At 33.5% G+C, this 14,443-nt stretch carries 12 protein-coding genes and 1 tRNA gene; 8 read left to right on the forward strand and 5 right to left on the reverse strand.

Annotation, left to right across the window (positions count from 1 at the left end):
- Positions 1 to 2: 2 nt before the first annotated feature.
- The 6 genes from C8N41_RS04985 to C8N41_RS05010 all read left to right on the forward strand — a co-directional run bounded on the left by C8N41_RS04985 (position 3) and on the right by C8N41_RS05010 (position 5,802).
- Positions 3 to 620, forward strand: coding sequence for an acyltransferase (locus tag C8N41_RS04985; RefSeq protein ID WP_115838417.1), 618 nt, complete (start codon positions 3 to 5; stop codon positions 618 to 620).
- A 130-nt stretch (positions 621 to 750) separates the two neighbouring features.
- Positions 751 to 1,941, forward strand: coding sequence for a glycosyltransferase family 2 protein (locus C8N41_RS04990; RefSeq protein ID WP_115838418.1), 1,191 nt, complete (start codon positions 751 to 753; stop codon positions 1,939 to 1,941).
- A 32-nt stretch (positions 1,942 to 1,973) separates the two neighbouring features.
- A complete protein-coding gene (locus C8N41_RS04995; protein WP_092445154.1) occupies positions 1,974 to 2,435 on the forward strand; it encodes a hypothetical protein in 462 nt (153 codons plus the stop codon).
- Positions 2,436 to 2,559: 124 nt separating this feature from the next.
- A complete protein-coding gene (locus C8N41_RS05000; RefSeq protein WP_170137091.1) occupies positions 2,560 to 4,548 on the forward strand; it encodes an LruC domain-containing protein in 1,989 nt (662 codons plus the stop codon).
- A gap of 102 nt (positions 4,549 to 4,650) precedes the next feature.
- Positions 4,651 to 5,214, forward strand: coding sequence for a PhnA domain-containing protein (locus C8N41_RS05005; RefSeq protein WP_092445148.1), 564 nt, complete (start codon positions 4,651 to 4,653; stop codon positions 5,212 to 5,214).
- 273 nt (positions 5,215 to 5,487) lie between these two features.
- Positions 5,488 to 5,802 (forward strand): STAS domain-containing protein, encoded by a 315-nt coding sequence (locus C8N41_RS05010; protein WP_115838420.1) that lies wholly within the window; start codon positions 5,488 to 5,490, stop codon positions 5,800 to 5,802.
- A gap of 109 nt (positions 5,803 to 5,911) precedes the next feature.
- Here C8N41_RS05010 and C8N41_RS05015 read toward each other — a convergent pair whose 3' ends face one another.
- The 5 genes from C8N41_RS05015 to C8N41_RS05035 all read right to left on the reverse strand — a co-directional run bounded on the left by C8N41_RS05015 (position 5,912) and on the right by C8N41_RS05035 (position 12,674).
- A complete protein-coding gene (locus tag C8N41_RS05015) occupies positions 5,912 to 6,379 on the reverse strand; it encodes a YybH family protein (protein ID WP_115838800.1) in 468 nt (155 codons plus the stop codon).
- A 44-nt stretch (positions 6,380 to 6,423) separates the two neighbouring features.
- On the reverse strand, positions 6,424 to 7,524 hold the full coding sequence (locus C8N41_RS05020; RefSeq protein ID WP_092445144.1) for a DUF4407 domain-containing protein: 1,101 nt from the start codon (positions 7,522 to 7,524) through the stop codon (positions 6,424 to 6,426).
- Between the two features lie 152 nt (positions 7,525 to 7,676).
- Positions 7,677 to 10,538, reverse strand: a complete 2,862-nt coding sequence (locus C8N41_RS05025) for a M56 family metallopeptidase (RefSeq protein WP_115838421.1) — start codon at positions 10,536 to 10,538, stop codon at positions 7,677 to 7,679.
- Between the two features lie 2 nt (positions 10,539 to 10,540).
- Positions 10,541 to 10,906 carry a BlaI/MecI/CopY family transcriptional regulator gene (locus C8N41_RS05030; RefSeq protein ID WP_092445140.1) on the reverse strand — a complete coding sequence of 122 codons (366 nt, stop codon included), beginning with the start codon at positions 10,904 to 10,906 and terminating at the stop codon, positions 10,541 to 10,543.
- A 379-nt stretch (positions 10,907 to 11,285) separates the two neighbouring features.
- Positions 11,286 to 12,674 (reverse strand): dipeptidase, encoded by a 1,389-nt coding sequence (locus C8N41_RS05035; RefSeq protein WP_115838422.1) that lies wholly within the window; start codon positions 12,672 to 12,674, stop codon positions 11,286 to 11,288.
- 153 nt (positions 12,675 to 12,827) lie between these two features.
- Here C8N41_RS05035 and C8N41_RS05040 point away from each other — a divergent pair.
- Both C8N41_RS05040 and C8N41_RS05045 read left to right on the forward strand, forming a co-directional pair.
- Positions 12,828 to 12,909, forward strand: a tRNA-Leu gene (locus C8N41_RS05040).
- Between the two features lie 252 nt (positions 12,910 to 13,161).
- Positions 13,162 to 14,364, forward strand: a complete 1,203-nt coding sequence (locus C8N41_RS05045) for an MFS transporter (RefSeq protein WP_115838423.1) — start codon at positions 13,162 to 13,164, stop codon at positions 14,362 to 14,364.
- The last annotated feature ends 79 nt before the right edge of the window (positions 14,365 to 14,443 follow it).

Consider the following 14,443-nt stretch of genomic DNA (forward strand, 5'->3'; position numbering starts at 1 on the left):
TTATGTCTTTTGTAACAGCAATAAAATCAAATCCGACTTTAAAACGACTTGCGCATTGGTCCATACTTATACCTAATCAAGCAAGACCACGTTTATGGATAAAATGGTTTGTAAACCCTTTTGTTCATCATAGAGGAAAAAATTCTTGTATTAGAAGACGAACAAGACTCGATGTAGTGCCTTGGAGTAAATTTAGTTTAGGAGACGCATCAACTATAGAAGATTTTTCTGCGTTAAATAACGGAGTAGGAGATGTTATAATAGGGAATAGAACTCGTATCGGATTAAGTAATACTATTATTGGTCCGGTAACCATTGGTGACGATGTAAGGTTGGCACAAAATGTGGTGTTATCGGGTTTAAATCATAACTATGAAGGTATTGAGAGTCCAATTCACGAGCAAGGTGTTTCTACAAAACCTATAGTTATAGAATCGGAATCTTGGATTGGAGCCAATGTTGTTATCGTTCCAGGTGTTACCATTGGTAAACATTCTATTGTCGCAGCTGGTAGTGTGGTGACTAAAAGTATGCCACCATATTCTGTTATAGTTGGTAATCCGGCAAAAGTTTTAAAACAGTATAATCCTGAAACTCAACTTTGGGAGAAAACAATTTAAAGCCGTTTGCGTAAAGATAGGAAACAGTCTATCGATACTAATCGGCGATTTGTCTATACAGAAAGTCATCATAAAGAAAATTAATAAAATTCATCTAGTGACGGTCTAATTTTACGGTAAAATCAACGTCATGGAAACTTTAAAAGTATTGTTCTGGATTTTATTAATCATCATTATATACACGTATGTTGGCTATGGCGTTGTGCTGTATGCGTTGGTGAAAATTAAACGACTTTTTAAAAGAAAGACCGAGGATACTTTCAGTGCTGATGAATGGCCAGAAGTCACCCTTTTAATTCCAGCATACAACGAGAGTGATTATGTGAGCCAGAAGATGAAGAACACCATGCAGTTGAATTATCCCTCAGACAAATTGAAAATTGTATGGGTTACAGACGGATCTAATGACGGTACGGACGCTCGCTTAAAACAATATGATAATGTAGAGCTCTATCATAAAGACGAAAGAAAAGGTAAAATAAATGCTATGAACCGCGTAATGCCTTTTGTAAAAACGCCTATAGTCATTTTTAGTGACGCAAATACAGATCTCGGCAAAGATTCAATTATTCATATTGTTAATTGTTTTAAAGATGCCAAAGTAGGTTGTGTATCTGGTGAAAAAAGAATTGTGGATAAGACTAGTGATGCTGCAGCTGGAGCCGGAGAGGGTTTATATTGGAAATATGAATCCATGTTAAAAAAATGGGATGCAGAGTTGTATTCAGCTGTTGGTGCAGCTGGCGAATTATTTGCAATTAGAACTGAGTTGTATCAAGAAGTTGAACAAGATACGTTGTTAGATGATTTTATAATCTCTTTAAGAGTTGCTCAACAAGGTTATACCATACAATATAATCCTGAAGCCTATGCTATAGAAACAGCTTCTGCAAATGTAAAAGAAGAATTAAAACGAAAAGTTAGAATTTCAGCAGGTGGTATACAGTCTGTAATAAGACTACATGCTTTACTTAATATTTTTAAATATGGTGTTTTATCATTTCAGTATATATCGCATCGTGTTTTGCGTTGGACGGTAACTCCGCTTAGTTTATTATTGTTACTTCCGATATCTGCGATTTTAGCAGCAAACGTTGGTTTTAGTAGTCTTCATTTTTATAGTCTATTTTTCTGGGCACAATTACTGATGTATGTCTGTGCTTTATTAGGTTGGTTGTTAGAAAATAATGCTACAAGTGTTAAAATACTATTTGTACCTTACTATTTCTTTATCATGAATTTATCCGTAGTCCTCGGTTTTTTTAGGTTTATAAATAATAATCAATCGGTAAACTGGGAACGTGCAAAAAGAGCACACTAATAGTGCATTTTAATAAAGAAAATTCAGCAAATATGCACGTAGGCCTCATCATTGTATTTAATCATTTTAAGGATTCACAGCTTAAGTCAGATTTTATTACTTCACTCAAAGCACTTCATAATATTAAGATTTGTTTGGTCTGTAATAGTAATGATGATATAGTGTTGGAGCAGCTTAACGAGATCGCTTATCACGGAGATCATATAGCTGTTGTAAGTACCAAACGAACCAAATCAACTTCTTCCGCAGTAAAAGCTGGAGCCAGATATGTATATAACCATTATAACCTTAAATATGTGGGTTATATCGCTGATTTTTCAAGTTTAGAGAGTTTTGAATTTGTAAAAAAATTTGAGAGTCATCAGCAAACTATAATCACTTTAATTAAAGAAGAAATCGCTGCGAAAAAAGTTAAACAAACTTATTACCAAAGTTTGTTTTCAATACCTAAACACCTAGATAAGGTGTTAGCAATGTCTCAAAAGATAAGTTAAAATACATTCTGCAATTCGTCGATAGTAAATAGCTTTCTAGCCCTTGTGCTATACGACATATAGAAAATATAAATCTCGCGTCTAATTACGAGGTAATTTTACAGAAATGAAAAAACAAGTTATTATGAAAATAAATATTTTACACGTGTTAAGCCTAGCGCTTTTAGTTGTTTTTGGCTCTTGTGCTAAACCAGACATTAATGGAGATGGATCATCTTCAACGGATACGGATAATAGTATTAATGTTCCTGAAGGCTTTGACTATAGTACCTATAGAACCGTAGATATTGTAATTAATGATAACGAATCTGCTAAATATGATGTCTATGCTTACATAGAAGATCCTTATTTTTTAGGAAGTGAAACGTTTGTTAACCAATCTAATGAAACGGTCACTGAAAATATTTACAGAAATGACATTATTAACAAGTTAATTTTTTCAGGAGTAACTCAGAATGGCCTTCTTAAGCAGTCTATTAATATTCCTACATTTTATGATAAAGTGTATATTCGAAGAGTAAAGGATTTAAATTATACGTCTTCAATAGAAGAGATTTATAGCAATGAGGTTAATTATACACACTTTACATCTTCAGGAAGATCATCTACGGATAGTACCATTGTAAACGATTATTTATATTGCGTTAATGGTTCTGGTGAGTTATTTCAAGTTAATCCTTTAGATGGAGTGCTTACCTATATATCAGATATGCCAATGGGAAGTTGGACTTGTGCAATAGACCAAGAAAATAAAGTATTGTACTCTATTGGAAAAAGTAATCCGCATCCACTTATGAAATACTCAATAGAAAATGATACATGGGAAACCGTGGCTAATTTAGGTATTGGTGGACCAAGATTAGACTTCAATAAAAATGATGGTTTACTGTATTTTTCTAACTTAGATAAATTATACACATTTGATCCAGCAAATGGAAATAACTTAAATATATGGACCATTAACGATTTACATAATACAAGTGGTGGTGATTTAGCATTTGCTGAAGATGGTACCTTATTTTTATGTACGTTCTCTGGTTTGTACCGTTTAGAACTTAATGCTAATGGCGAATATGATAGCTATCGTATTAGTGCAGATAATTTACCTTTCTCACCAACTTCTATGACGTTTGATTCTAATCAAGAATTATGGTTGGCAAGTAATGGTAATAGTTCAGATTTAATTATTATGGATACCGTAACAGGTGGTTGGCAGTATGCCTATGGTGTAAGTGCCAATAATACTACTGATTTTGGAGTGACAATAAATGATCTTACAACCTTTAGAGTTTATTCTGAAGATACAGATAATACCGATACAGATGGAGATGGGATTTTAGATAGAGATGATGCCTACCCAGAAGAAGCAGATAAGGCTTTTGAAATGTTTACACCAAGTAAATACGGTACAGGAACCATTGCTTTTGAAGACCTATGGCCTTCTAATGGTGATTATGATTTTAACGATATGGCTTTAAATTATCAAGCAATCGCCGTATTAAATTCCGATAATTTAGCAGTACAAATAGACTTTATTGCTAAGGTGAAATCAAATTCAGCAGGTTATATAAATGGAATAGGAGTAGAAATAGAAGGGTTAACTAGTGATCAAATTGAAAGTGTCTCAGGAACGAGTTATACCGAAAATTATATTCAAGTAGCTACCAATGGAACTGAAACCAATCAAGCTAAAGCGGTTGTGATATTAACAGATAATGCTATTAATTTAACGAACCAAACAACTATTTCTATCAAATTTACGGAACCAGTATCTACAGAAGCGTTGGGAGTTGCACCATTTAATCCGTTTATTATTGCAAATAAGGTTCGTGAAAATGAAATACACTTGCCTTATTATAATCCTACAAGTTTGGGTAATAATAGTATTGAGATCGAAGGTTTAAATAACGATCCTAATGGAAACTACGTATCTAGTAATGGTTATCCTTGGGCAATTAGTATTATACACGATTTTAATGTGCCAAAAGAAGCTGTAAAAATTAACGACGCTTATAATTATTTTAATGAGTGGGCAGAATCAGGTGGAACACAGGCTTTAGATTGGTATAAGGATAATCCAGGTAATAGAAATTCAAATTTATTAACCGACTAAGCTTGTACTGTAAGATCCTAGAAATGTAATAATTCTAAGGGGTTAGACTAAAATAATAGAGAGATAATTCTATATTTGCTCATCCATAAAATAAATAATAAGATGAGTATAGAAAAAACACTTCAACAAAGAAGTAACGGTTGCTGTGAATTATGTGGTAATACTGAGAAACTATCTGTTTACGAAGTGCCAGACACTAAAGATTTAGCCTTATATGCTTGTAATCTGTGTGTCAATCAAATGACTGATTCTGATGCTATCGACATCAATCACTGGAGATGTCTTAATGATAGTATGTGGAGTGAGCACGATGCCGTAAAGATTATGGCTTGGAGAATGCTAAATAGAATTGAAGCAGATTGGACCCAAGATCTTTTAAATATGATGTATTTAGAAGATGATATTTTAGAATTAGCTAAGGCCTCTGGAGACGGTGAAGATGAGGATGATAAATTAATTCATAGAGATGTTAACGGAGTCATTTTAGAACATGGAGACTCTGTGGTTTTAATAAAAGATCTTAAGGTAAAAGGGTCTAGTATGGTGGCCAAGCAAGGTACTGCTGTTAGAAATATTAGGTTAGATCATGAAAATGAAACCTATATAGAAGGAAGAGTAGATGGCCAACAAATTGTTATTATTACGGACTATGTAAAGAAGACCTAATAAAGGTTGTTTTGATACAGAAAGTATCAAATAAATACAATTTAAAAGCTTGATTCTTAATTGATTCGGGCTTTGTTTTTTTTATTTAATACGATGTTGTTTATCGAGATTATCAACCAAATAATTCGAGTTAACAAGGCAAATTGGCGCTTTGTCGAAAATAACTGAAAATCATATGGTTAAATCCGATATTGTGGTAATCCCTCTAAATAATATCGTAAAGTTTGCTGATTAATAGCCTCAATTAGTATCAACACTTAAACATTATTTATTATGGACTTACAAATTACAAATTACAATAATCGATTTCAAATTAAGGGAGCTTTAAATAAGCTGAACCTAAAAACTTTCGATGCGCATTTTTCAAACGTATTTGATAAACTGGATAGTATCCTACTGGATATTGAACAGGTTCATAGTATTGATAGAGCAGGTGTAATGGCCTTAGCAAAATTACATAACGAATCCATTTCAAAATCAAAACAATTATCTATAATTGGTATTGGATGTAAAGAGTTGTATCAGCACTTTAAAACTGAAGAAACAAAACAGACTGTAGTTTCTCCGCGTAAGGTTGTAGCAGCTTAACCATAGACAAGTCTGATAAAGTAATAGAGGTTTAGTGATTCTAAAGCCCTTATAGTGATAGAAGGTCGTCTCGGAATCACTTTATTTTTGATGCTTGTTGAATTAAATATTAGCAAGACATATCAGCGACTATTTTCCATTCGCCATCTATCTTTTTAAAAATTATCATAAAGACTCCGTTGGCATCTCCTGCTTGGCGTTTTAGATGGTATTCACCCATCACCCAATAGTTATCGCCTTCGATATTTGATATGTCATTGATTACAAAATGAAGTGTTCCGCTTTCAGCTTTTGTAGGATAGCCTTTTTTATAATTGGCTAAAGTTTGATCCCAACCATATGTTAGCCCTCTGCTGCCGTAAAATTTTAGGGAATCACTTTTCCAATACCCTTGCATAAAACCTTCTAAATCATGATTGTTCCAAGCAATTTCTTGTGCTTCCATTACTAAGTGTATACCAGCTTCAGCAAGTGATGTAGAATCATCAGTGTTAGTGGTTTCTGTGGTCACATCAGCCTTAATGCTAATACAGCTAAAACACAATAGGGCTATAGCAATGGCGAGAATATATTTCATAAGAATTGGTTGTTGTTTATCATTTAAAAATAACAACTAATTTTCTAAAGTATACCTTTTTGTTGTTTTAAAAACGCATCAGCTTGATTTTGCATAAGAATTTTTGCTTGTTTCCGCTTATAGTTCATCACGTCTTCTTCATCTGCAATTTCAGTGTAAACTTTATTGTTAATGTCATTATCGGTTTTTAAAAGGAGTTGACGCTCAGCAACTTTTTGCATGGTCCAGGCTTGAATCACGGTTTCTTGGTCTTGCAGTTTATAATCAAATTCCCCTTTTGGCGCTAATAGTTTGGCTATGATTGGCGAGGTTTCAATCGCTAAAAACAATAGAAAAATAAAAAAGGATGGTAGCCAAGGTAATTCGCCCAAAGCGGTGATACGTGCCATTAAACCATCAAAATTATCAATAATAGGTTGTGAGGTTTCAACGTGAGCTGTATAATCGTCTTGAAGCGTTGCTATTTGGGTTTCAAGCGCTTCGATTTTAGTTTTAGTATCAGATTTTAATTGTTGTAACTCGGCTAATCCAGCATCATGCTTGTCGCGCTTTTCCTTATACACAGGACCTTTGCCCAAAAGTTTAGAACCCGCTGTGCCTTCAGCTTCTGAAATATAAGTATCATATAAACCATTGACTTCCGTTTCTTTGGCATCAACTTGAGCATTTAAGCCTGAAATTTCACTTTCAAGCGCAGCAATTTTAGGACTAAATTGTTCAGCGATTTGATTTTGGTTCGCTAAGGTTAAATCATTTTTTTGTTCTAATAACACTTGATTAATTTCCTTTTCAAAAATCTTCAATTCTAAAGGTTTCGATATCACTACTGCAATAATAAGTGCTAAGAAAAGTCGTGGAGTGGCTTGAAGGATTTCATCTAAAATATTGTCGCGCTTTTTAATCGTTGAAACAATATAGCGGTCTAAATTAAAAATGAGTAAACCCCAAATGAGGCCAAAGAAAATTGAAGCATACAGATTGTCGAAAACCGAGAAAAGTGCATAACTAGCTGCAATGGTAGCCATAACAGCGGTAAAGAAAACGGTAGCTCCAATACCTGCATATTTGTTCTGTTCGCCAATGGAGCAGTCGTTTAAAATGTCGGTGTCAGCGCCAGAGCAAAGGATGAAGAATTGCTTTAACATAAGTGTTTGTTTTTTGATTGACCTAAAATTTAGGCTGATTGATTGACTATTAAACGCTAAAACTTACTGTTTGTTACATGTTTAGATGAAAAAAGCCTCAATTAAGAGGCCTTTTTTATAAAAATCTAAAAATATTGATACTTCTTAAGTATTTAATTGGTAATCTTAATGATTAGCGGTTCAATTATTATGTCAGAGTCGTCTTTAATGTCAAATAGAACAAGATGATCACCTATATTAATATCACTAATGTGCTTTACCGAATTTAAATCAATAGAATGTCCTTTTAAAAATTGGGTTGCTTTTCCTGGAATCTTGAGTTTAAACGAGGATATATTTCCGTTTTTAGTAGAAAGTTCTAAATTTTTAAATGTCTCTATTGTCATTTCTATTTCCGATGTTCTTATGGCTTTACCATTAACCATGACATTAATAGATAGTTGCTCATCAGCTTTTCCTTTCACTCCGATAAGGATTGGTTTTTTGGATATATAAATTAAAGGACGAGCTGTATCAGTTTTTTGAGCATTAACATTCAGTTTAGGATTCGTTTTTATTAAAGCAATGGCTTCATCTGAAGAAATAGATTTTCCTTGATTAAAGAATTTAGCGTTTGCTTTTGCCATTCTAACGATAAAATCTAATGTAGTTTCTGGTGGTGGTGGAGGTGGAAATTTTAAGCCCGTTGTCTTTAGTTCATCATCCGCAATTGGTAATTCTACAGAATTTTCTTTCTGGGCTGAAGTCATACGTTTATAGATTCCAACATATTTTATTAAGTCTTTTTGTTTTACAATTGGATAATTCGCTGTTTTACCGTTGCTTTCGTCTTCTTGAGCAGCCAGTGTTTCTTTTTTTAGTTGCCTCGCCCAAGCATTGTATTCTGCAACTTCTTTATCTGTTGCTATTTCTTGTTCTGAAAAATGACTCTCAATGGCAAAAGGCGTATTACCTTTTGCTCTATTTATTTCTTGATTAGGTGCTACAATACGATAAAATCCGTAATCCTGAAGCGAATTATAAATAAACCAAACTTCCTTATTTGAAATTTCTTTGGAAGATTTCACATGAATATTCATATAAATTTTACGCTGCTCAGGAGTAATATCTTGATGTAATTGATTAAATACATCTACAAATGTTTCCTTTGTTGCTTTTATGCCATCTATCAAATATGAATTTTCATTTAAAACTTTTAACTCAATACTTCTTGCGTAGATCTTTTTTTTCTCAGCACTTGAAAGTTTAACTAAATAATTTCCGTCAGCATCTTTTTGAGTTGTCATATTGGTTCGTTTGCCGTTGTTGTTTATGGCAATAGCTTTTGCTTCTTTAGCAGAGATTTTTTCATCATCTAAATAGAACGTGGCATCTTCGTTGTCCATTTCAATAATATATTCTAAAAACGAAGGATTATATACACTTTGGGTGTCACCAGCGTTTGGACCTCCTTTAGATGTTTGTTTTATAGGAGGTGGAGGAGGTGCTATTGAGGGTGCATCAGATTGAATAATCTTAAAGTCATATTTTCTAACCAAAGCGATTACGTTTTCTAATGTCTTTTCTGAAGCATCACTTTTATCGATTCTGACGAAAACTGAGTTGGATTCATCAAAGGACTTCGATAATGTTTTTAATCTCCACTCAATACTCTCCAAAGAAGCATAATTGTTTTCTACTAATAATTCTCCGTTTCTGTTGATTAGAATTACCATGATTGGTTTTTCCTTCAGATTATAATTAGCCTTTTGAATAGATAAAGGAGGTGGAGGAGGTGGAAGAAGCGCAGCTGTTTCTTCTGCTGTTAACTCATTGCGTTTTTTGTAATATGTTATACCATTAAGGGTAATTTGTACATAAGGTTTTATTGGTGAAATAGGTCTTTTTACTTTTGCTTTATTTTCTTCAGACATTCTATAATATAGACCTCCTAAATCTGAAAATAAGTCATCTAACTTTTCTTGTTCTTGCTTTAATTTGTTGATGTAATGTGGTTCAGTAGTTCTAAGCGCTTCATAGATGTCGTATTTTTTTAAATAGATTTCAACAACGTTTTGGTCTACATAATGAATTGGCAACTCCTCCACTATTTTTAATTCATCTTTAATGTGTTCAACATGGTCAATAATGGATGATTCTTCTTTTTCAACATATTCCTTTTCAGCAAAACTGTAAAAAAGAATCGCAATAATTGGCAATACTAATAAGGTACTTAGCCAAACTCGGGTTTTGGAGGTTTGTGTTTTCATAACTGTAAATCGTTTTTTGATTGATGAATAATTGATGGCACTCGAGAATTGATAGTCTTGAGTGTTTGATGAAAATTGTAATAATATGTTTTGATAGGTTTTAGTGTTCACACCTTGTTTTAAAACGGCTTGGTCAGCTAAAAACTCATGATTAAGTTTTACATGATGTTTCAATATGTAAATTAAGGGATGAAACCAAAATGCAATTTGAAGTAACTCTAAAATAATAATATCTAAACTGTGTAACTGCTTGGAGTGCGTTTCTTCGTGAAGTAAGACTTCTTTCGGAATGTTGTTAGATGCATATCTTGTTTTATTAAAAAAGATATATCTAAAAAAGGAATGTGGAATTGTGTTTTCTTGAAGTAAAACATAAATAAATGAACGCGTTTTGATGTTTTCATTCTTAGAAATACGTCGTTGCATTCTTATAAGATTTATAATAAATCGTGACGTAAATACTAAAACGCCAAGTCCGTAAATTAACCAAAGTATGGTTTCTAAATTGAAGAAAGGCACTTCTTCAATAGTTACTTCTTCTATTGCTAATTCTATTGGAAAATATTCAGGAGCCGTTTCAAAACCGGTAACAAAAGGCTCAACATATTCTGTTATGGTTAACGTAGGAATTACTAATGCCAAAATTAATGTAGCTAGTAAATAGAAACGCTTAAAACGGTGCATGTTTTGCCGTTCTAAAAAGAATACATAGACTAACCAAAATACACCTAAGCACGCCGAAAATTTTAATATATACGTTTCCATAATTATCGGTTTTTTATTTCTGTATCTATAATTTTCTTTAGTGCTTCTAACTCTTCTTTAGTTAAATCGGTTTTTTGCGTGAAAAAGGAAGCAAATTGCGAAGCGCTATCATTAAAAAATGTTTTAATGAGTCCGTTAACGTGCTTTGAGAAATAATCTTCTTTCTTTACTAATGGATAATATTCTCTAGACTTCCCGAAGGTTTTATAATCTACAAAACCTTTACCAATCATACGTTTAAGCAAGGTGGCAACTGTTGTGGTGGCCGGTTTAGGATCTGGATAGATATCTAAGAGATCTTTCATAAAAGCTTTTTCAAGCTTCCAGAGGTACTGCATTAATTGTTCTTCGGTTTTTGAAAGTTGCATGCTCTACATATTTAGAATTGACTCTACAAATGTAGAGTATATGTTTTAATTCTACAAGTGTAGAGTTGAAATACCAATAAAAAAATCCGTTCAAGCGGAACGGATTCTGTTTTTTTTGGTCTAAATGTATTGCGTTAAATAGGTTTTAGCAATCCTGAACCACTTATCATTTCTTAACTAATTAAAGATTAAAACCCGGAAATTCCATTGCAGTTAATTTAGTTTCTATAAACTTTTAACCGCAACTTGTCATTCCTGCGAAGGCAGGAATCCATTAATATTCTACATTTTTAGATTCCTGACTTCGCAGGAATGACAAACGATTTTTAAAAAGAAATTCATTCTTTATCAAAGCTACGGACTTCTAGTCCGTCGTGGTTTATTTTGATAATTCTGTAAAATATTTATAAAAATGCGGAATGGTTTCAATACCTTTAAGGTAATTCCACACTCCAAAATGTTCGTTTGGTGAGTGTATTGCATCACTATCTAAACCAAAGCCCATTAAAATGGTTTTACTTTTCAATTCTTCTTCAAAAAGCGAGACAATAGGAATACTTCCTCCACTTCGTTGAGGGATTGGTGTTTTTCCAAACGTTTGTTCATATGCTTTTGAAGCTGCTTTATAACCTAAACTATCAATAGGAGTCACATAACCTTGTCCACCATGATGAGGTGTAACTTTAACCTTTACTCCATCTGGTGCTATACTTTCAAAGTGCGTTTTAAATAAGTCTGTAATCTCTTCCCATTCTTGGTGAGGCACTAAACGCATAGAGATTTTGGCATAAGCCTTACTGGCAATTACTGTTTTGGCACCTTCACCTGTATAACCTCCCCAAATACCATTCACATCTAAAGTTGGTCTAATAGAATTACGCTCGTTAGTAGAATAACCAGCTTCACCATAAACAGCATCGATATCTAAAGATTTTTTATAACCCTCTAAAGAAAATGGAGCTTTTGCCATTTCGGCACGTTCTTCATCCGAAAGGTTTTCAACTTTATCATAAAAACCTGGAATGGTGATATGATTGTTCTCATCGTGTAGTGATGCAATCATTTTAGTTAATACATTAATTGGGTTGGCTACGGCACCTCCATAAAGTCCAGAGTGTAAATCTCGGTTTGGACCTGTAACTTCAACTTCAACATAACTTAAACCTCTTAAGCCGGTTGTGATGGATGGTACATCTGGTGCTATCATTCCTGTATCAGAAATCAGTATGACATCATTTTTTAATTTTTCATGATTATTTTTTACAAATGTTGATAAGTTGACACTACCTACTTCTTCTTCACCTTCTATCATGAACTTTACATTACATGGCAATTCGTTGTTAGCTGTCATGTATTCCATGGCTTTTACATGCATATACATTTGACCTTTATCATCACAGGCACCTCTGGCAAAAATGGCACCTTCAGGGTGTAATTCTGTTTTTTGAATAACAGGTTCAAAAGGAGGTGAGTTCCACAAATCTAAAGGGTCTGGTGGTTGTACATCGTAATGGCCATAAACCAAAACAGTCGGTAAATTTTTGTCAATTATTTTTTCGGCATACACAATAGGGTAGCCTGCTGTTTCACAAATTTCAACGTGGTCGCAGCCTGCTTTTTCGAGGCTTAATTTTACGGCATCGGCTGTTTTAAGTACGTCTCCTTTATAGGCAGAGTCTGCGCTAATGGATGGCATTTTTAGTAAATCTATAAGTTCGTTTAGAAAACGATCTTTATTGTCATTAATATAAGATTGTATGGATTGCATAATACGGTTTGATTTTACTCAAAAATAGGAATTTAAAGAGGAATAAATTCATCTCCTCAAAAATTTAAGAAATGATTTAGAATTCTTGAAAAATTAGTATTTGTATATTCAAACTATTGTTTATATTTGCATCCCAATATTTATTGGATAGTTGCAGGCGTGGTGGAATTGGTAGACACGCTAGACTTAGGATCTAGTGCCGCGAGGTGTGAGAGTTCGAGTCTCTCCGCCTGTACTTAGTAAAAGAGCTTCTCAATTTTGAGAGGCTTTTTGTTTTTATAATACCCCGTTTATTAGCTGCTTAGGTAGGGTCTTAATAAGTATCCGTATGACTTTTTTAGTTTATTTTATGCGTTTTATACTTTTAAATTCAGAGTACAAAAAGAAGAAAGATAATTTACTATAATTATTTGTTAGGTTACCATTTATTTGTAGACCTAGTTGTTTCGAAATTTGCAACGTATAATTTTAGAAGCAGTAGTAAACTATGAAGAATGAAATTTCTAACAAAAAGGCATTATTTGCTTTAGCGATAGGAGGCTTTGGTATTGGGTTAACCGAATTTGTTATTATGGGTATTTTACCTAATGTAGCAAATGCCTTAAATATTACAATTCCTGAAGCCGGCCATTTTATTGCGGCTTATGCATTAGGGGTTGTTGTTGGTGCGCCTTTACTTACTAGCTTAAGCCGTAAAATAGAACCACATCGCATGCTTTTGCTCTTAATGCTATGGTTCACCGTTTTTAATACCTTATCTGCGTTTTCTCCAAGTTATAAAATGATGCTAATGATGCGTTTTTTGTCAGGTTTACCACATGGAGCATTTTTTGGAATAGGCGCAGTGGTCGCAGGAAAGCTTGCTAGGCAAGGTAAATCTGCACAGGCTATCGCTATTATGTTTACGGGATTAACCGTAGCTAATGTTATAGGAGTACCAATTGGAACATATCTAGGTAATCAATATCATTGGAGCGCTTCATTTATTATGGTAGGTGTTGTAGGATTAATAACCTTAGTGAGTATTTACTATTGGATGCCACAGCTTAATAAGACTGAAAAGAAAACCATTACACCAGATCATAAAGGACTAAAAAATCTAGAATTATGGGCGTTAATAGCATTAACGACTGTAGGAACAGGTGGTTTTTTTGCGTGGTACAGTTATATTGCACCACTATTAAAAGAAACCGTAAGCTTATCTAGTAATGCGATTAGCTATGCCATGATAATGGCTGGATTGGGGATGTTTTTTGGTAACTTTATTGGAGCAAAATTAGCTGAAATATTTTCGCCTTTAAGAGCTGTAGCAATTAGTCTCGTTGCAATGAGTACAGTGTTAATTTTAAACTCTTTTTTACTTACTAATACTATTATAGCTTTAGGGTTTACGTTTTTAGTAGGTATGATTGCATTTACCATTTCAACGCCTATACAAATGGCAATTATTAACAGTGCAAAAGGATTAGAAATGCTAGGTTCTTCTATGAATCAGAGTGCTTTTAATATGGGTAATGCTTTAGGTGCTTATTTAGCAGGTTTACCTATAGCTTTTGGTTATAGTGTATCTTCCTCTTCATTGGTAGGAGCGGCTCTTGCCTTTTTGGGTGCTATTGTAGCGCTTAGTATCTTATTTTATCGCATGAGAAAAATCAAGAAAATTGAAAAACTAGCCTATCATTCTTGTTAATTCGAAACTGCCTTACTATAGATTTGGAAGAATTTTAAGTATAAAAAAAAAGAGCTTCCCAATGTGAGAAACTCTTTTC

The organism is Winogradskyella sediminis (genome assembly GCF_003387355.1).
GTDB classification, from domain to species: Bacteria; Bacteroidota; Bacteroidia; order Flavobacteriales; family Flavobacteriaceae; genus Winogradskyella; species Winogradskyella sediminis.

What these genes read in the sequence shown, in the direction of transcription:
- C8N41_RS04985 (WP_115838417.1), top strand. Translation starts at nt 3, where the DNA reads ATGTCTTTTGTAACAGCAATAAAATCAAATCCGACTTTAAAACGACTT.
- C8N41_RS04990 (WP_115838418.1), top strand. Translation starts at nt 751, where the DNA reads ATGGAAACTTTAAAAGTATTGTTCTGGATTTTATTAATCATCATTATA.
- C8N41_RS04995 (WP_092445154.1), top strand. Translation starts at nt 1,974, where the DNA reads ATGCACGTAGGCCTCATCATTGTATTTAATCATTTTAAGGATTCACAG.
- C8N41_RS05000 (WP_170137091.1), top strand. Translation starts at nt 2,560, where the DNA reads ATGAAAATAAATATTTTACACGTGTTAAGCCTAGCGCTTTTAGTTGTT.
- C8N41_RS05005 (WP_092445148.1), top strand. Translation starts at nt 4,651, where the DNA reads ATGAGTATAGAAAAAACACTTCAACAAAGAAGTAACGGTTGCTGTGAA.
- C8N41_RS05010 (WP_115838420.1), top strand. Translation starts at nt 5,488, where the DNA reads ATGGACTTACAAATTACAAATTACAATAATCGATTTCAAATTAAGGGA.
- C8N41_RS05015 (WP_115838800.1), bottom strand. Translation starts at nt 6,379, where the DNA reads ATGAAATATATTCTCGCCATTGCTATAGCCCTATTGTGTTTTAGCTGT.
- C8N41_RS05020 (WP_092445144.1), bottom strand. Translation starts at nt 7,524, where the DNA reads ATGTTAAAGCAATTCTTCATCCTTTGCTCTGGCGCTGACACCGACATT.
- C8N41_RS05025 (WP_115838421.1), bottom strand. Translation starts at nt 10,538, where the DNA reads ATGGAAACGTATATATTAAAATTTTCGGCGTGCTTAGGTGTATTTTGG.
- C8N41_RS05030 (WP_092445140.1), bottom strand. Translation starts at nt 10,906, where the DNA reads ATGCAACTTTCAAAAACCGAAGAACAATTAATGCAGTACCTCTGGAAG.
- C8N41_RS05035 (WP_115838422.1), bottom strand. Translation starts at nt 12,674, where the DNA reads ATGCAATCCATACAATCTTATATTAATGACAATAAAGATCGTTTTCTA.
- C8N41_RS05045 (WP_115838423.1), top strand. Translation starts at nt 13,162, where the DNA reads ATGAAGAATGAAATTTCTAACAAAAAGGCATTATTTGCTTTAGCGATA.